Source organism: Flammeovirgaceae bacterium, from assembly GCA_015180985.1.
GTDB lineage: Bacteria > Bacteroidota > Bacteroidia > Cytophagales > Cyclobacteriaceae > UBA2336.
Genome location: CP054185.1, coordinates 1,035,185 through 1,053,305, shown reverse-complemented (window position 1 = coordinate 1,053,305; position 18,121 = coordinate 1,035,185). Strand labels below are relative to the sequence as shown.

The 18,121-nt window shown below is 47.9% G+C and carries 17 protein-coding genes; 8 read left to right on the top strand and 9 right to left on the bottom strand.

The annotated features are described in order from the left end of the window. Positions 1-135 precede the first annotated feature (135 nt). Positions 136-1,095 carry a hypothetical protein gene (locus tag HRU69_04980; protein QOI96886.1) on the bottom strand — a complete coding sequence of 320 codons (960 nt, stop codon included), beginning with the start codon at positions 1,093-1,095 and terminating at the stop codon, positions 136-138. An 86-nt stretch (positions 1,096-1,181) separates the two neighbouring features. Between HRU69_04980 and HRU69_04975 the strand changes: the two genes are divergently transcribed. Together HRU69_04975 and tpx are read left to right on the top strand one after the other, a co-directional pair. Next, on the top strand, positions 1,182-4,016 hold the full coding sequence (locus tag HRU69_04975) for a S9 family peptidase (GenBank protein QOI96885.1): 2,835 nt from the start codon (positions 1,182-1,184) through the stop codon (positions 4,014-4,016). 100 nt (positions 4,017-4,116) lie between these two features. After that, positions 4,117-4,614, top strand: a complete 498-nt coding sequence (gene tpx / locus HRU69_04970) for a thiol peroxidase (GenBank protein QOI96884.1) — start codon at positions 4,117-4,119, stop codon at positions 4,612-4,614. Positions 4,615-4,680: 66 nt separating this feature from the next. On the opposite strand, the gene HRU69_04965 is transcribed toward tpx, so the two are convergent. Then, entirely contained in the window at positions 4,681-7,215 is a 2,535-nt protein-coding gene (locus HRU69_04965) for a zinc carboxypeptidase (protein ID QOI96883.1), read from the bottom strand. Positions 7,216-7,472: 257 nt separating this feature from the next. Next, entirely contained in the window at positions 7,473-8,006 is a 534-nt protein-coding gene (locus HRU69_04960) for a DinB family protein (protein ID QOI96882.1), read from the bottom strand. Positions 8,007-8,096: 90 nt separating this feature from the next. Here HRU69_04960 and HRU69_04955 point away from each other — a divergent pair, with 90 nt between their 5' ends. Further along, the gene (locus HRU69_04955) at positions 8,097-8,330 is read left to right on the top strand and encodes a hypothetical protein (protein ID QOI96881.1); all 234 of its coding nucleotides are present in this window, start codon (positions 8,097-8,099) and stop codon (positions 8,328-8,330) included. Positions 8,331-8,379: 49 nt separating this feature from the next. Here the strand turns inward: HRU69_04955 and HRU69_04950 are convergent, their stop codons facing one another. Beyond that, the gene (locus HRU69_04950) at positions 8,380-9,306 is read right to left on the bottom strand and encodes a diacylglycerol kinase family lipid kinase (GenBank protein ID QOI96880.1); all 927 of its coding nucleotides are present in this window, start codon (positions 9,304-9,306) and stop codon (positions 8,380-8,382) included. 41 nt (positions 9,307-9,347) lie between these two features. Continuing rightward, entirely contained in the window at positions 9,348-10,454 is a 1,107-nt protein-coding gene (locus HRU69_04945) for a tetratricopeptide repeat protein (GenBank protein QOI96879.1), read from the bottom strand. A gap of 154 nt (positions 10,455-10,608) precedes the next feature. Between HRU69_04945 and HRU69_04940 the strand changes: the two genes are divergently transcribed. The 3 genes from HRU69_04940 to HRU69_04930 all read left to right on the top strand — a co-directional run bounded on the left by HRU69_04940 (position 10,609) and on the right by HRU69_04930 (position 13,594). Then, positions 10,609-11,724, top strand: a complete 1,116-nt coding sequence (locus HRU69_04940; GenBank protein QOI96878.1) for an amidohydrolase family protein — start codon at positions 10,609-10,611, stop codon at positions 11,722-11,724. Positions 11,725-11,824: 100 nt separating this feature from the next. Then, entirely contained in the window at positions 11,825-12,928 is a 1,104-nt protein-coding gene (locus HRU69_04935; GenBank protein QOI96877.1) for a hypothetical protein, read from the top strand. An 81-nt stretch (positions 12,929-13,009) separates the two neighbouring features. Next, entirely contained in the window at positions 13,010-13,594 is a 585-nt protein-coding gene (locus HRU69_04930; protein ID QOI96876.1) for a nitroreductase, read from the top strand. A gap of 47 nt (positions 13,595-13,641) precedes the next feature. Here the strand turns inward: HRU69_04930 and HRU69_04925 are convergent, their stop codons facing one another. The 3 genes from HRU69_04925 to HRU69_04915 all read right to left on the bottom strand — a co-directional run bounded on the left by HRU69_04925 (position 13,642) and on the right by HRU69_04915 (position 15,831). Beyond that, positions 13,642-14,250: a hypothetical protein gene (locus tag HRU69_04925; GenBank protein ID QOI96875.1), complete on the bottom strand. Its 609-nt coding sequence runs from the start codon at positions 14,248-14,250 to the stop codon at positions 13,642-13,644. Positions 14,251-14,260: 10 nt separating this feature from the next. Further along, positions 14,261-15,040, bottom strand: coding sequence for a hypothetical protein (locus HRU69_04920; GenBank protein ID QOI96874.1), 780 nt, complete (start codon positions 15,038-15,040; stop codon positions 14,261-14,263). Between the two features lie 68 nt (positions 15,041-15,108). Continuing rightward, the gene (locus HRU69_04915; protein ID QOI96873.1) at positions 15,109-15,831 is read right to left on the bottom strand and encodes a hypothetical protein; all 723 of its coding nucleotides are present in this window, start codon (positions 15,829-15,831) and stop codon (positions 15,109-15,111) included. An 87-nt stretch (positions 15,832-15,918) separates the two neighbouring features. Here HRU69_04915 and HRU69_04910 point away from each other — a divergent pair, with 87 nt between their 5' ends. Beyond that, positions 15,919-16,470: a hypothetical protein gene (locus HRU69_04910; protein ID QOI96872.1), complete on the top strand. Its 552-nt coding sequence runs from the start codon at positions 15,919-15,921 to the stop codon at positions 16,468-16,470. Here HRU69_04910 and HRU69_04905 read toward each other — a convergent pair whose 3' ends face one another. After that, a complete protein-coding gene (locus HRU69_04905) occupies positions 16,471-16,956 on the bottom strand; it encodes a hypothetical protein (protein QOI96871.1) in 486 nt (161 codons plus the stop codon). A 68-nt stretch (positions 16,957-17,024) separates the two neighbouring features. Between HRU69_04905 and prfA the strand changes: the two genes are divergently transcribed. Continuing rightward, on the top strand, positions 17,025-18,098 hold the full coding sequence (gene prfA, locus HRU69_04900) for a peptide chain release factor 1 (GenBank protein ID QOI96870.1): 1,074 nt from the start codon (positions 17,025-17,027) through the stop codon (positions 18,096-18,098). Positions 18,099-18,121 lie beyond the last annotated feature (23 nt).

The window sequence follows — 18,121 nt, the reverse complement described above, 5'->3', positions numbered from 1 at the left end:
ATGCTCAAATCTTGATTTATACTGCCTTGGCTGTGGCAGTAGGATTTCAAACCTGGCTGGTTAGCCGGTTGAAGAAACGGATAAAGGAATTAGAGAGGAGCAGTCGTCCTACGACTTTAAGTCGTAGGACGACTCTTACCTGCGCTTCTTCTTTTCCTTCAGTGCTTCGGTAAGTTTAGCCTGCAGTTTTTTTGCGCGCGAGCCGCTTACCGGCACAAAAATGTCGGTGAAGTTGTTGAAGTTGGCATTCTCTTTTTCAAAGAACTGAACGATGTAAAATTCATCAGTATCGACCCATGGATTTATGTTGGCCAATGTATATGTAGCTGTTGACTCCAGTTTGTTCAGGCCACCGTCAATATTTCCCTTGAACACTTTAAAGGTCACATTTACCTTCAGGTTATCCGATGAGCCGCTGTAATAGTTATAGCCCAGTCCGTAAGCCCGATTGGGATAATCAGTCGGGTTGTTGGTGGGAAGAAACACAAACTCAAATCCGTTCCCTATCTGAACCGATCCGTCAATCAACTCATAATCATCCGAACCGGCAGGCTCTTCAATCCACAAAAACAAATCCATATCCACATCGCCAGGCTGGTTGCCGGTGGTTACCGGGTCAACATCCCAGCGCAATTCCACACGCAATCCGGGGGTGGCGGTTTCGTCTTTATCCGTTATCGTGATGGTGTGAACGCTTTTGCCTCCTACGTTGGCCTTGCCGTCAAAATCAGTTATCTCAACAATGATGGTCTCGTTGGGGTCGTACATAAAATCGTCCGGAACGGTAAAGGTGATCTCCTTTGCATCCATGGTGAACGTGTAGTCAGTACCTTCTGTTGCTGTGCCACTCAACTCAATTAACGGTGTTACTCCGCTGGGTACCGATGCACTGAATTGCACCTTTACCGTGCTGCCTTCGGTAACCGTTGAGGTTTCGGTTTTAAAACCGATGGAGGGCGTTTCATCGTCATTGCAACCCGATACAAACAATACGGAAACCACTGCTGCAATGGTTGTCCACACTAAAAACGCCCTCTTTACCATAATTACTCCATTTTTTCTGCGGATGGGCACGCAAAATACAGGAAAAACCATCAGTTGAAAAGCCCGGTTCACCCGCAAAAAACCCGTTTGCCGGCCGGATGGGTTTGGTTATGTTTATTCAAAAAATTTTCAACGTCATGCAAAAACTGATTTGCTTTTCCGCAGCGCTGTTGATTGCTGTCGCGGCCTATCCGCAAAAACAGAAAGCCGCTCAACCCCAACCCAAGAAACCGCTCTCGCACGATGTGTACGACAACTGGAAAGAAATACCCTACCGGGCGCTCACGCCCGATGGCGCGTTTGCAGTTTATACCATTAACCCGCAGGATGGCGATGGCAAAATTGTTTTTCATTCGTTGAAAACAAATACACAGGATTCGGTGAAGCGCGCTTCTGATATTGTACTTACCTGGGACGGGCGTTATGCGGTGTTTAAAATCAAACCGCAGAAAAACCTGGTAAAAGAATTGCGCAGGCAGAAGAAGAAAAAAGACGATCTCCCCAAAGACTCCCTCGGTCTGTTTTCTTTCAGCAGCCGCAAGACCGAAAAAATTCCGGATGTAAAGTCGTTCAAAGTGCCGCAAAAATCAGGTGGCTGGCTGGCTTACCAGCTTGAAGCGCCAAAAGAAAGTAAACCGGCTCCGGCCACAAAACCTGACACGGCCCGGAAAAACACAAAACCCAAAAAAGTTAAAAAGAATACCGATGATAACGGCTATACCCTGGTGCTTCGAAACCTGAACACCAACACAGAAACACGCTTTGGTTTTGTGAAGGACTATACCTTTGCCAAATACGGGCAGGGATTGTTGTTTCATTCAACGGGCAACGACTCAACATTAAAAGCAGGTATTTACTGGTACGATTTGCAAACCAATCAACTCAGCCAACTGCTTGAAGTAAAAAGCAAACACAAAGTAAAAGGCTTATCCATCAGCGATGACGGCACCCAAACGGCTTTTCTGGTAGATGCCGACACCACCAAGGCACTAATCCGCTACCACAAACTGTACCACTGGAAAAAAGGGAGTCCATCATCCAGTTTGCTGGCTGATGAAAAAACCAACGGTTTGCCCGGTGATTGGATTGTGAATGAAAATTACACACCGCAATTTTCGAAAGACGGCTCCAAATTGTTTTTAGGCATTTCTCCAAAGCCTGTTGTTCAGGATACTACCCTGTTAAGTGAAGAAATTGTAAACGTGGAAGTATGGACCTGGAAAGATGACTACATCTACCCCATGCAAAACCGCAGGCTGGAGGAAGACAAGAGGCGATCATACGCTTCGGTAATTCACCTTGCAACACCAAACCGCATCGTTCAGCTGGCCCATGAAAAAATGCCTTCCATCGAAACCGGTGATGAAGGCAATGCCGGTATCGCCCTTGCGCAAAACGAAACGCCCTACCTGGTAATGCGCACCTGGGACACGAATGTGTACAAAGATCTGACGTTGGTCAATGTGAATGACGGCACAACGCAGATCATTCAGCAAAAAGTAAAAGGCAATGCACGCCTTTCGCCCAAGGCCAGTTACGTGGTTTGGTTCAGCAGTCCGGATACGGCCTGGTACAGCTATTCGGTTGCCGGCAAAAAAACAGTGAAGCTAACCGAAAACCTGAAGGTAAGATTTGCTGACGAAGAAGATGATCATCCCGACTACCCGTCATCGTACGGCCTGGCCGGCTTTACCGCCAACGATGCTTCGCTGCTGGTGTATGACCGGTACGACATCTGGCTGTTCGATCCGGAAAACAAAAAAGCACCGGTAAACCTGACAAAAACCGGAAGGCAGGAGAAAACCCGCTTCCGTTACCTGCGCCTCGATCCGGAAGAACGCTTCATCGATCCGGAAAAAGAACTCTACCTCAGCGCCTTTAATGAAACCACAAAGCAATCGGGTTTTTACAAACTATCGCTCAAAGACGGTAAACTTACCAAACTGATTATGGGCGATTACCGTTTTGGTAACCTGATCAAAGCGCGCGAAGCAAATACCTTCGCCTTCACCCGCGAAAGCTTCCGGGAGTTTCCGGATGTATGGACGGCCGATGCCACCTTTGCATCGCCCCGAAAACTCTCCAACGCCAACCCGCAGATGAGCCGGTACTTGTGGGGCACCGTTGAACGGGTGCAGTGGACATCTGCCGACAACATTCCGCTCGAAGGATTGCTCTACAAACCTGAAGGGTTCGATCCAAAAAAGAAGTATCCGATGATAGTTTACTTCTACGAAAAATATGCAGACGACATCCACCAGCATTATGCTCCTGCCCCCATCCGCTCGTTCATTAACTTTTCGCTGTATACCAGCAACGGGTATGTGGTTTTCGTTCCCGATGTAGTGTACAAAATCGGGTACCCCGGTGAGAGCGCGCTGAACTGCATCATGCCGGGTGTAACCGCGCTGATTGCCAAAGGATTTGTAGATGAAAAACGCATCGGCATACAGGGGCACAGCTGGGGCGGTTACCAGATTGCCTACATGATTACCCGCACCAACCTGTTTCGCGCAGCCGAAGCGGGCGCACCCGTAGCCAACATGATTAGCGCGTACGGGGGCATCCGCTGGGAAAGCGGCCTGAGCCGGATGTTCCAGTACGAAAAATCGCAGAGCCGCATTGGCGGCACCTTGTGGGAAAAGCCCATGCTGTACATCGAAAACTCGCCCATCTTTTTTGCCGACAAAGTGCAAACGCCTTTGCTGATGATGCACAACGATGCCGATGGCGCTGTGCCCTGGTACCAGGGCATTGAGTACTACATGGCCCTGCGCAGGCTGGGCAAACCGGTATGGATGCTGAACTACAACGGCCAGGGCCACGGACTTACCCAGCGGCAGGACCGCACCGACTTTGCCAAGCGGATGATGCAGTTTTTTGATCACTACCTGAAAGACGCACCCATGCCCGACTGGATGAAACGCGGTGTGCCGGCTGTGGAGAAAGGAATTAAGCAGGGCATTGAGTAAACCAATGCTTTAGAATTTTGTTAACTCAGCAGTTGCCTGAATAACGACTGATGAATGCTGAACTTTGAACTTTAAACCTTGAACCCTTAACCACCTGAATATGGCACAAACCAAACTTGGCGAAAACGTAGTAAACACCATCGGCAACCTGCCGGCAACCGGCTCAGCAGCACCGGCCTTTACCTTAACCGGTAACGACATGAAGGACATAACCCTGAACCAGTTCGCCGGAAAAAATGTGGTGCTCAATATTTTTCCTAGCATCGATACGGGCGTGTGCGCCACTTCCGTTCGTGAATTCAACAAGCGGGCAGCCTCTCTTTCCGATACGACTGTACTCTGCGTTTCAAAAGATTTGCCGTTTGCCATGAAGCGCTTCTGCGGAGCAGAAGGAATAAGTAATGTGATTACCGCTACCGATTTCCGCGGCCGGGGTTTTTCGAAAGACTATGGCGTTGAACTGGTTGACGGCAACTTTGCCGGCCTGTGCGCCCGTGCCGTGGTGGTTATTGATAAACAGGGAAAAATCAAATACACCGAACTGGTGCCGGCCATCGGTCAGGAACCAAACTATGATGCTGCGCTGGCGGCATTATAACCTCACCCCCTATCCCCCTCTCCTGCAGGAGAGGGGGAAGTCGAGCGAAGCGAGACGGGGGTGAGGTTACTGCCCTACTATAAACACCGCATTGCTGAACAGCATTTTGCCGTTCTCCCAGAAATTCCGGAACAGCGGATCATCAACAAAATACACCACCGTACCGCGGCCCTTATCCTCAACACCCAGCACAAAAGAGTTATCCAGTTTTGCGTTTATCTTATAGCCGGCATAACCCTGTATGGGTTTTGCTTTTCCTTTAATAACGCCCACGTTCCAGCCGCCCTGCAGGTAACTGAAATAAAGTTCGTTGGTTTTAAGGGTGTAGTAAGTATTACCCAATCCAAAGGCAAGCGGGTGCGACTTGTCCAGCGCCACTTTGTAGATGGCACCGGAAATAAGGCTTGAAATGCCTTTGCGCTCGGATTCTTCATAGGCTAAAAGCGCATTTTTCGCCTGTTCTTCCTTTTCTTTTTTCTCCGCTTCCTTCTTTGCATCCTCGGTGGCATACTTCTTCAGGGCAAATCCGTTTTTATCGGCAAATGAATTGAGGGCACCGGAAATCAAAATAAGGCGACCACCACCTGAAACCCAGTCCGTAACTTTTTTCATTGTCTCTTCATCAAATAATGAGTAACGCCCTTCCGGCACCACCAGCACATCGTAATTTTTTAAATCAACCGAACGAAAGTATTCCGTGCCAATCTGGGTTAACGGGAATTTGATTTCCTGCTCAAAAAAATGCCAGATGGCCCCGGCTGACAACGATGAAACCTGATCGCCCACCAGCACGGCCACGCGTGGAGGCTTTAAGTAATTCACGGATCCGGATCCGAAATCACTCCCCGTTTCTACAAATCCTGTACTGGCCGCCAAATACCTGCGGTTATACTCTTTCGCCAGTCCCTGCACCAGGTTATCAAAGTCGGTTACATTTTCGTTGTTCCTTCGGGTAACAACCAATGCCCCGGCATCAAAACTCTCTCCGTTTACCTTGAATGCCGCAAGCGATGAACGCACCTTAATACCTTTTTTCATCAGCGCACATAAAAACTCCACATCGGCAACACTGTTGTAGTTGAACACATACGCGTACGGTTTACCCTCAGCCGGTTTGTTGGCCGCTTCTTTGGGCTGATACGGTTTGCCCGGATTAATCCGTTCACTCAACGCATAGCCTTTCAGGCCATAAGCATAAAACAAATTCCAGGCGGTGATGTCGTACGTTACTGAATCCGGTAGTTTTGAAACCGGTTCGAACAGCGTTGTTATCAACCGCGACTTCGGCTGGTAAATATTTATTACCAGATCTTCGGTGGTAAGGTTAAAATTCTGTGCAGACTGTGTGGTGTACTCATATCCGCGTGTTGCCTTGCCGGCTGAAGGATGGCCGTAGCGAATCAGGTGTGCATCAAGAATAGCGGTAAGCCGCTTTACCTTATCGGGATTGTTATCCGCTTTGATTACATACGTTTTGTAAGGTGATGCCGGGTTGTTGAGGTTTTCACGGAAGTATTTTTCAAACTCTTCTACCACGCGGTTGGCGTTCATGGCGGTAATCTCCACGGTGGAAAGGCCGGTGGTGTGGTGGTGTGTAAGCCGGTCTTTGAGTGTAAGCGGGTCGCCCTCGCGCGTGCGGATGGCCAGCCCGGCCGAGCCGCCTCCGGCCTGCTCGTACGTCATTCCGATGGCGCCATTGTAGGTGGGATAGGTGTCGCCATAGCTGGGATAATACAAATCGAAACGCTCCTTGGTAAAGTACAACCAACCCTGCTGATCGAAATACTTCGCATGGTTTTTACCAATCATCACCTGAAACTCGCGTTGCCAGGGGGTAATCACTTCGTGGTATGGCTCGGCAGCAGGTGCAAAATAGTACGGGCTGTCGTAGCCCTGCTCGTGGAAATCCACATGCACGTGGGGCATCCACTGGTTATAAATTTTTATGCGTTGCTGCGATTCGGTTTGCGTAAGCCACGCCCAGTCGCGGTTCAAATCAAACCAATAGTGGTTGCTGCGGCCGCCCGGCCAGGGTTCGCGGTGTTCTTTTGCTTCCGGGTTTGGGTTTATAATTCGGTTGCCGTATTGATTATAAAAATTTGCATACCGGTCCCGCCCATCGGGGTTGATGCACGGATCCATAATCACCACCGTATTTTTCAACCACTCTTTTGATTTGGCGTTGTTCGGATCGGCCAGTTCGTACAGGGTTTGCATAGATGCCTCCATGGAGTTAGCCTCATTGCCGTGCACATTGTAACTCAGCCACACAATGGAGATTTTGGTTGACGGACTGCCATCGGCCATGCCCGCACGCCTGAGGTTATCCTGGCGGATTTGCTCCAGCCGTGCATAATTTTCGGGTGAGGCAATCACCACATACACCAGCGGGCGGTGTTCGTAGGTTTCACCGTACTGGTGAAAATCTACATGGGGCAAGGTATTGGCTACGTATTGAAAATAGTCTACCACACGATGATGACGTGTAAACCGATCGCCCGGTTCGTAACCAAGAAATTCCTTCGGACTCAATAGTTTTTGCTGGGCATAGGCATAAATCGTTGACAGCAGGCAGAATAATAATGACAAATGCTTTTTCATATACGTTAGCGATTAGGATGTCCTTAAATTACCATTAAATGTTCATGATGTTTGACAGAGGCCCTTCGCTTACTCAGGGCACCAGGGATTTTGTTATGCTGAACCGCTCCATGAGCGGGCGAAGCATCAGCTGATGTAAACAAACGCATAATAATAAATCAGTGGCGGCTGTGTTTAGTGTTGTGACGGTGCATTATTGGAACTGCGCTTGAAAGAACAAGTATAGAAAAGATTGTACGGATTATTTGCCGGCCTGCTCACTTCTTATGCAGAAGGCGCATAAGCTGGGGCCGGTGGTGGCGGATGTGTTCACCAAAAAACACCAGCGCCTGGCGTACATCAAGCCGGCCCGCCACCGGATGTTTGTAAATCAGTTTACGCGCATGCGTATTGTTAATTCCTTCCAGAAAATTCTTTAATTCCAACCGGGATTCTTCCCAGGCCACAAACAAATCCTGTTTGTTCATAGCCGGTGGGGTATTATCCATCACCACTTTTGGTGCTTTGAATTTCAGCATAGGCCGGCGCTGGGAAATGATCAGGATAAGCATAGTCAGTGATTGCCACATACCCGAAGTGCCGGCTTGTTCGATGCCTTGCGCTTTCTTCTTCATGTAGCCAAGCGAAAGTTTTTCGGAAGTAAGCAGGTGGGTAAACACCTGGGCCATTGACCACTTACCGGGGCCGGGCGAACGTTGCCAGTCTTCTTCCGTTACCAAAGAAAACTGCTTTTCTAACTTTACTCGCGCGGTTTCCAGCCGGCTGAAGACCCGATCAAGTTCCTGATTCATAGTGTTTGGATGAGGCTCTAAAATGAAATTAATTCTCGGATTTTTCAGTACAAGCGATTATTTTTAGTCATTAACTAAACCCTAAACATTATGGAAAATCAACAAGCCCCGGTGATGTCGGTTAAAGACTGGATGATCACCATACTCATTTGTGCAATTCCGGTTGTAGGAATTGTTATGCTCTTTGTCTGGGCATTCTCATCTGGCAATAACCCAAATAAATCGAACTGGGCGAAAGCGGCTTTGATTTGGACGGCCATCTTTGTCGTTCTCTACTTCGTCTTTTTTGCTTCTTTAATGGGTGCCCTGTTCATGGCCAATTAATCAGGCGAATTTTCAACCTGTCACTTGAAGTGGTTGTTTGAGTTTTTTCTTACCACAAAAAATTCAACCTGCCGGGAAGCATTTCAATGGTAACCGGCAGGTTTCCTGCCAGTTCGCCATCGGCTTCGATCATGCAGGGTTTATCGGAAGTAAGCTCAACTAACTGAGCCTGGTTATAGTGAACCAGCGGATGAACCACCCTCCTGCCACTGCGCATTTTGCCTTGCAGTTTTAAAAAATCAAAAGCCGAAACACGGCCTCCGATGCAGCAGTTAAACAGGCCGTCATCAGGTATGGCTTCGGGCGTAATGCCAATGCCGCTGCCAAAAAACCGGCCGTTGCCTACGGCCACCACCCGTGCTTTACCCTGCCAGCTCCACTGGGGTGTTTTCACCGTGATAGTTTGAAGCCGGTACGTGGCAAAGGTTTGCAGAATAGCAGTGTAGTACGTTAACGTTGTTCCGAACACCCGGCCGCTGTCGAGCAGACGCTTTACCACCTGCGGACCCATGCCCACATCAGCAATGTTTATAAAGTAACACACGGGTTTGTCGGGCTCACCGGTAAAGGTTATGCGGCCCACATCTACCGGCTTGGCGGCAAACCCCATAAGCAGGCCGATGATATGCCCTGCATCTGATTTAATATTTACGGTGCGTGCATAATCATTACCGGAGCCGAGCGGGATGAGGCCAAGCACAGGAAGTTTGTACGTATTCTCATTTCCGGCCAGCATACCGTTCACCACCTGGTTTAAGGTTCCATCTCCCCCGGCCGCATAGATAACGTCATACCGTTTTTCAACGGCTTTAGAAGCCAGCGAAATGGCATCGTGCCGGGTGCGGGTTTCATGCACGTGTACCTTAGCCACATGCTGAAGTGCAGGCAGAATTTTGATATAGAAATAATCCTTCTTGAGGGAAATTCCATTGAGGATTATGGCAACCGTTTTTACACCCCCCATCTCCCCCCTCAAGGGGGGATTAAGGGGGGTGTGAGATGAGGCCGATTCCCTCATTACTTGCAGTTCTTTTTAATAGCCGCTTTCGCTTCGGCTGAACCTAAACTCTCTGCCGTTTTAAAATCCAGGCAGGCATCGTACTTGTTGCCCATCTGCAGTTTTACAAGGCCCCGCTGGTAAAAGGTTTCCGGATCAGTAGGATATAATTCAATGGAAGATGAGTAATCTTCAACCGCGCCTGCCAGGTCGCCCTTTTCTGTGCGGCTCAGCGCACGGTTATCGTAGTACACCGGGTTGGTGGGGTCCAGTTCAATAGCTTGCGTATAATCTTTTATCGCCCCGTCATGATCATCTAAATTAAACTTAACAACACCGCGAAGGTTTAGTGTTTCCGGATCATCGGGATTGAGTTCAATGGCCTTGTTGTAATCGTCCAACGCACCTTTGTAATCTTCCTTGGCGCTGCGCGCCAGCGCGCGGTTTTCATACTTCAGCGGATCGTTCGGGTCGAGTTTGATGGCTTCGTTGTAATCGGCAATAGCCCGGTCAAAATTACTCAGGTTGTAAAAGGCCACCCCCCGGTAGTTGTACAGGCTGGCATCGGATTTATCAAGTTCAATCGCTTTGTTGTAATCATCCACTGCGCTTACGTATTCGCCCAGCTCTGCTTTTACAACACCCCGGTTGAAATATTTATCGGCATCGGGCGGGCCCAGTTCCAGTGCCTTCGAAAAATCAAAATAAGCGCCCTGCAGATCTTCAATGTTGTATTTGGCAAAACCCCGGTTGGTATAGGCTTCGGTAAACTTTGGGTTGAACCTGATGGCTTTATCAAAATCAGCAATAGCTCCCTCATTATCGCTAAGGGCTACTTTCGCTTCACCGCGCAGGTTTAACGCTTCGGCAAAGGTGGAGTCAATTTCCAATGCAAATGTGTAATCGCTGATGGCCCCGTAAAAATCATTCAATCCCATGCGGGCTTCCCCACGCAAGGCCAATGCATGTTTGTTTTTCGGATTGCCGTCAATAATTTTTGTCAGGTCGGCTTTTGCCCCTTTAAAATCCTGTGCCTTGATCTTCTTTCGGACAGTTTCCAGGTCCTGCGCCTGAAGGCTGATGACTAACAAAATAAAGCAGGTGAGTAGGGAGCGGGATAACTTCATCAGACTTTTTGTTTTAACGCAGCCAAGTTATCAAAATTTGACGGGTTAGCGTATTCATACACGAATAGTGCCATTCAAACATGGTATAAGTACACCCATAGGTTTCTTTAACCTCCGGGTCTTATCGCACGTATTTTTATGTAAAACTTAACCCATGTTACTACGCTGCACTGCTTCGGCCATCCTTCTCGGCCTGTTCTTTTGTGCCAAGAGCCAGCAAAAGGAGGAATTAAAAATGGATTTCGAGGCGTACGATCCTCCTTCAACACTTGTGGTAGAAGAGCATAAACTTACGCGTGCCAAATTTCCGTTTATCGACATCCACAACCACCAGGGCGATATGACCTCGCCCGGCAACCTGAACGCATTGATTGCAGAAATGGATAAACTCAACATGGCCGTAATGGTAAATCTGAGCGGTCGCGGGTTTCGCAGAAGCGGAGACCATCTGGAAAAATCCATCGAGGCAATTAATCAGCATTACCCGAAGCGTTTTATTCTTTTCACCAATATAGACTTCACCGATATTGATAATCCGGAATGGCAGGCACGCACACTCAAGCTACTTGAAGCCGATGTAAAACGGGGAGCCATGGGCCTGAAAATTTACAAGAGCCTGGGCATGAGTGCCCGCGACAGCCAGGGCAACCGCATCCGGGTGGATGATCCGCGCATCGATCCCATCTGGGCGAAATGCGGAGACCTTAAAATACCCGTACTCATTCACACAGCCGACCCGAAATCCTTCTGGGATCCGATGGACGAAAAAAACGAACGCTGGCTTGAGCTGAAAACTGTTCCATCGCGCAAGCGAAGTGAGACTGATCCGGCACCATGGGAACAGCTGATTCAGGAGCAGCACAATGTTTTTAAAAAACACCCGAAGACAACCTTCATCAATGCTCACATGGGCTGGTACCCGAACGACTTAAAAAAACTGGGCGAGCTGATGGACGCTATGCCCAATATGTATGTTGAAATTGGTGCGGTAATAGCCGAATTGGGCAGGCAGCCACGCACGGCCCGCGACTTCATCATCCGCTACCAGGACCGCGTGCTGTTTGGCAAAGATTCGTGGGTACCCGAAGAATACACTACCTATTTCCGGGTGCTTGAAACAGCCGATGAGTATTTCCCTTACCACAAGCGGTACCATGCCTTCTGGCGGATGTACGGCATGGAACTACCCGATGAGGTATTGAAGAAGGTTTACTACAAAAATGCTTTGAAGTTGATCCCCGCCATCGATCCCAAAATGTTCCCAAAATAGGGTTACTTACAGGCACTTACACCTATTTAGCTTTCTAAACGCTTGAATTGAAGGCTTTTAAGGAAATTTTGCTTAGTTTTACTATTGTCAAACAACACCCATGAAAAAGAAACTGATATGGCTGCTTTTTCCGGCCTTGGTATTATCGTGCCAGGTTCAGGATGCCGAAGAACTGGCCGCTGCCGGTGAAGAAGAGGATTTATGGGAAGCATACGACCCCTCGTCAGCCGCACGTTACAGTAAACCCAAGGGCGATAACGGGCCGCTTACCTTACCGCCCGATGTTAAGCCGTGTACCGCTCCCGCGGTTTACGATTTGTTTGCCCGCGATAAAGATTTGGGCAGTGTTACCATCAGCAACGATGATAAGAATCTGTATGTTACCTATTTTACCACTAAAAGTTTGCAAAAACTTTTTCTGTGGGTTGGTGCCGATCTGAAAGACATGCCGCGCACCCAATCGGGTAATCCTGTTCTGGTTAACTTCTTTTATAAAGCCCATGCAAATAACGCCAGCACATATACATTCACCATTTCGCTGGACGAACTGGCTAAACGCAAATTGGATTGCAATAAAAATCTGCTGTTCGTTGCGTATGCCGAAGTGGATGGCGAGCATGCATTCGGAGGTGATTTCCCCATCCCTTGCTTTAACCGATGGGCCTTTATTATGAAGTACAAGATTATTTGCTGCAGCGCACCCGAACCCCCGGTGAGCGATGATGAAACGGCATTCGCTAAAGGCAACTGGGTTTTTGTGCAGGGTGGTTGCAACGAGTTTAATCCGGAGTGCTTGCCGGGGTTAAATATCTCAAACCGTTGGGGCTGGGCCATTAATGCTGATGAGCCCCTTGAATTTTCATTTGATATTTATGCCGGTGCTGCCAAAAACGATATAACCAAGGGAACAAAAGTTGGGCGGCTGGCTGTGGAGTATGCTACTGTGGTGATAAATGGTAACCCAACGGCCATTGGTACAATTACTTATATAATTGATACTGGGTGGACGATGAAAGAACTGCACATTTATGCAGCCGATAACAGGCCAACTACGGCCGCGCCCGGTCAATACGGGCATACGGTTAAGTTTCCCAGCGGCTCGACCTATTACCAATATACAATCAATTTTGCCGATCCGGATGTAGTCAATGACGGAGTATGGTTTATTGCGCATGCGGTGGTAAATCCAACTCCCGGTCAGTAGAATAAACGATCAGGAAAAAATCAAAGCCGCTTAACCGCGGCTTTTTTATTTCCTCACTACCTTTCAAAAAAATAAATTGCTATGAACCCCGAACAGGCAACTGCACTCATTCAGGCCAGGCGATCGGTTTTCCCAAAGGATTATTCCGGCATTCCGGTTGATGATCAGATTGTACTTCAACTTCTGGAAAATGCAAATTGCGCACCCACGCATAAACTCACTGAACCCTGGCGGTTTATTGTGTATTCAGGTGAAGGCCGAAAAAAACTGGCTGAATTGCAGGCTGCTGTATATAAAAAGGTAACTCAGGCAGATGGCACGTTTAAAGAAGAGCGCTATCAAAACCTGCTGCGCAAACCCATGGAATCTTCTCACATTGTATTGGTGTATATGAAGCGTGACGAAAAAAAATCGATACCCGAAATTGAAGAAGCCGGGGCTGTATTTTGTGCCATTCAAAACATGTATCTGACGGCCACTGCATATGGCTTAGGCTGTTACCTGAGCACCGGGGGGATAACTTATTTTGAAGAAGCAAAAACCGCGTTTGGTCTTGGCCCGGATGATCGAATCCTCGGTTTCTTTCATATCGGTTCACTCAAAGAATCGCCAAGACCTCGCAACCGCAATCCGGTTGATGATAAGATAATCTGGATAAACGAATAAAAAGTGAGTCCGTTCACTCCCTTCTAATTTAAAATTAGAGCCAATTGCTATTGTGCGAGTTTGATCACCTTCTCCAACGGAATGGCATTGGCCAGTTGAGTAGCTTCGGCCTCAGTGGTTATCCCCTGGCAATAGAGCGTAAGCATGGAGTTGCCAAACGGTGTTTGCACATCGTACCCTGTTGTCTGGCCGTTTTCATTACTGCGCTTAGTAAGTAAGGTTTTATATCCCTGTACCTTAATCACCTTCTGCGTGCCATCACTGCTGTTCATAATCATGGGCATGGATAAAATAGCGTTTACTCCGGCCATCAGGGGCGAATCGCTGATGATGTCAAGAGTTACATTTTTTCCATCCGGTTTACCATACGTGCGGTGAACATACAGTCCTCCGATTAGTGCGCCCGATGTTCCGGTAACGTTATCATCTTTTGCGTTGTAAGCCATTCCCCCTAATGTTGTTGGCAATACTTTCATAATTTCCTTGCCGATGGCAATATCAATTTCGCGTAAAGCTCCTTCCAGGTTAAACCGCGCATCTTCCAGATTACCCGAACCATATGCTGAACGTGCACTGGCAATGCTCTTCTCAAATTCCTGTGCCGAAGTATTCAGTGCTGAAAAAAACAGAATACCGTAGATAACTGATTTGTTCATAATACCTTACTTATTTCTCTCCCAGTTTATTCTTTATACCATCAATGTCAAACGCATTAGCTGCGTTCATCACATCCTGCTCGGTAGCAAAATTTATCCCCTGCCACACGATTAATGATGATTGACCGATGGGTACGCTGAGTTTATACCCCGAGCCTTCATTGAATTCAATAATACCTTTATACCCTTTCACTTTCGTCTGCTTCCAGTTTTGCTGCCCGCCCGATGATTGCTGGGCGTAACCACCCGATGCGAGATAGGCATTTACAGCCGACATCCATGCTGAGTTATTGGCTATGTCAACTGACAGTTGCTTGTTACCCGATGAGTATTCGCGGTGAATGGTTAAACCTACCCATCCGTATCCCATGCTGGTTACTTTATCCGACTCCGTCTCTTTTTTCAAGCCTACCACACTTTCGGGCAGTGAAGCCAGTACTTTCTGACCTATCTCCATTTCAACGCCCAACATGGCCTGCCGTATTGCGTAGCGTGCGTCTGAATAATTGCCTGCCTTGAAGGAAGCCTCCGCCTCAGCAATATTCTGCTTCACATCCGGTGGGGTAATTACCAGGCCCGTCCCGCTGGTGTTGGAAGGATTGCCGGATTGATTGCCGGGCTGATTACCCTGGCTGTTCTGATTTCCTGAATTTGGGTCAATCTTTTTTTCAATAGCCCGTTCAGTTGCCTGGGCAGCCTTTTGTTTCAGCTTGTTTACAATTCCCTGGGTATGGCCATACCATGAAACACCCATGCACAATGCACAGGCTAATAAACTGGCTAATCTCATAAGATGTATTTGTTGGGCTTTAAAGATAGGAAAAAGCAAAAATCAAGATCAAAAAAAATAAAGAGTTGCTATTTTGGTCCAACTTCATTGAAAAGAATATCAATTTTCGTGTAATACAGAGTGGTCTTCCCCTCAAAACCCGAATCCGTTCCGATAAGCACCCAGGTCTCACCGGTTTCGTCTGAAGTAAACTGAAAGGGAAAGCCACTATTGTTGTTTCTGAAGATGGTAGTGTATTGTGTAGTATTTGTTGCAACCCCGATATGGCCAAGGTTTATTACATCTTCTCCCTCCAGTAACTGGTTGCCTTTATCCACATTCATGCGATAATAGGAGTCATCATCCAGTATTTTTAACGGTTCGGTTAGCGTTAGGCCCGCTTTCAAAATAACACTCTCACCCGGAGCACCGCCTATGCCAACTGCGTCTGTAGGCGCGTTGGATGCCAACCGGACGTTAAACAAGATGTGATAAACCGTGTTAGGCCTAAGGCCTGCAATCTTTTTCTTAATGAACATGAACAAATCATCGCTCAGGTTATTGCCCGAGATCATCAGAGCCTTCAGCGTACCGTTGTTGTTCAGGTTAGTGGGCAGTGTGTCATGTTTAAAAACAAGTTCGTAGGTCACTGAGTCTCCTTCGGGATAATCGGCAAAATCACCGGTCCAGCCGTGATCAGTCTGTGCAAAGTCGTATGATAAAGAAAGTACCGATGGCGCCTCCCCATCGCCCGGATTGCAGGAAAATGCAGCCGACAGCAATACGAGAAAAAACCTCTGCGATAACCTCATCGTACAAAAATACGTCTTCCCGGTTAGACACATAAAGAGAAAGGCTCGTTGCAACAGATGTTTCACTTTCCTTATCTTTCGTAGGGTATGCGTTACTTTTTTATTCTGATCATTGCCGTATTGGCCACGTCTTGCCTGGAAATCACCTATAAGGAACCCCAGCCAAAAGGGGTGCCGGCATTGGCCAAAGTACCCAGGAAACTTCAGGGAAGCTACTACCTTACTGAAGACGGCATCCGGCTTGACGACATACTGGTAATTTTTGAAAACGGATACCGGCTGGAGCCCAAAGACAAAAATGAAAAAGTAGAAGAATTTTTACTGAGCGACAGCCTGATACTAAAGCATTACAAAGGGTACTACTTTGTAAACAGCCGGGCAACCTATAGCTGGCACCTTCGCGTGTTGCAACGCAAAAAGAATGGCGACCTGCAATTAATGGAAATGGAGAATGTTCCTGAAAACGAAGAAGAACGAAAACAATTTCTTGAGAGGTTAAACGCTGAAGTACCGGTTATAAAAACCGCAACCAATGGCAACCCCCGATATGTAATAGACCCCACATCAAAAAAACTTACAGACCTTATCCGTAAAGGGTTTTTCAAGGAAAAAATTTTACTGGTAAAAAAACCGGAATAGTTACTGGTTGTTCATTCCCAGCACAACATCGCGTATAGCCATGCGGATGCTCCAAACCCCTGTAACCTCAAGCACGCTGTCGGGCCGGTAGCGCGTGAGCGGCATGGTGTAAAGGAGGCTGTCTGTACTGATACGCTGCACGTTGTCAGCAACAGGAGCACCGGAGCCGGCTGCTGCGAGATACGCTTCAATCACCTGTTGTTCGATGTCAAGGGCATTGGATGCCGAAAGTTCACGCCAGCGAATCACTGCCAGGTACGCCTTACTTATCGAATCAAGTTGTTGTGCCCGGGGCTGCCGAGACTGCAGTATCCTCACTATTTTTCGGCCCCGGTCAAAAGCTTCAGTGAGCAACTCTGCTTCAGGTATTTTCCGTATAGCCTGCAGTTGTTGTGCATCGCGCAACTGCCTGCGCTGTTCGTCTGAAAGGTTTCCACCACACGCGGCAAGGATGAACAGGTATAAAAGCAAAGCACGGTGCATCATCACTTCAAATCTACAGGTTAAAAAACTGTCTTCCACGGATTTGTTAACTTTGGGGTCATTTTTTAGCCATGACTGCTAAACTCGAAGATATTAAACTGCGGTTTGAAGAAGTAGGGCAATTAATTGTACAGCCTGAGATACTGAACGACCAGAAGAAATTCTCCCAACTCAGTAAAGAGTACCGAGACCTCGAAAAAATAGTGGTAAAATATAACGAGTTGTTAAGTGCCAAAAACAGTTATCAGCATGCGCGCGAAGTGCTTCAAAAAGAAAAAGATGCCGAGTTGAGGGAACTGGCGAAGATGGAAATTGATGACCTGGAACCCCGCATCGGGCAACTAGAATCGGAACTCAAGGAGATGCTGATTCCCAAAGATCCCAACGATGATAAGAACTGCATTCTTGAAATCCGGGCCGGCACCGGTGGCGATGAGGCAGCCCTTTTTGCCGGTGATTTGTGGCGCATGTACCAACGCTACTGCGACCGCAAAGGATTAAAAATGAGCGTGATTGACTTTACCGAAGGAACCGCGGGTGGTTACAAAGAAATTATATGCAGTGTTGGTGGTGATAATGCTTACGGCCTCTTAAAATTTGAATCGGGTGTACACCGTGTTCAGCGGGTACCGGCTACCGAACAGCAGGGGCGTGTACATACTTCAGCTGCTTCGGTGGTGGTTTTGCCTGAAGTTGAAGATGTAAATATTGAAATTAACCCGGCCGATATTGAAGTACAAACGGCCCGTTCGAGTGGTGCAGGCGGTCAGAACGTGAATAAGGTGGAAACCAAAGTTCAACTCACCCACAAGCCCACCGGTATTGTAATTACATGTCAGGTTGAGCGCTCGCAACACGGCAACCGCGAACGGGCTATGCAAATGCTGAAAGCAAAGTTGTATGAGTTGGAGGTACAAAAACAGCAAAATGAAATTGGTGCAGCGCGTAAATCATTAGTACGCAGTGGCGACCGCTCCGAAAAAATCCGCACCTACAATTATCCGCAAAGCCGCGTAACCGATCACCGCATCGGGTTTACCCAGCATAACCTGCCCGCCATTATGAACGGTGAAATTGATGACTTCATTGAGCAGTTGCGCATTGCCGACAGTGCCGAAAAAATGACGGAAGGAACAGCGGTGTAATTTTTTAATCCGCTACCGGGGTT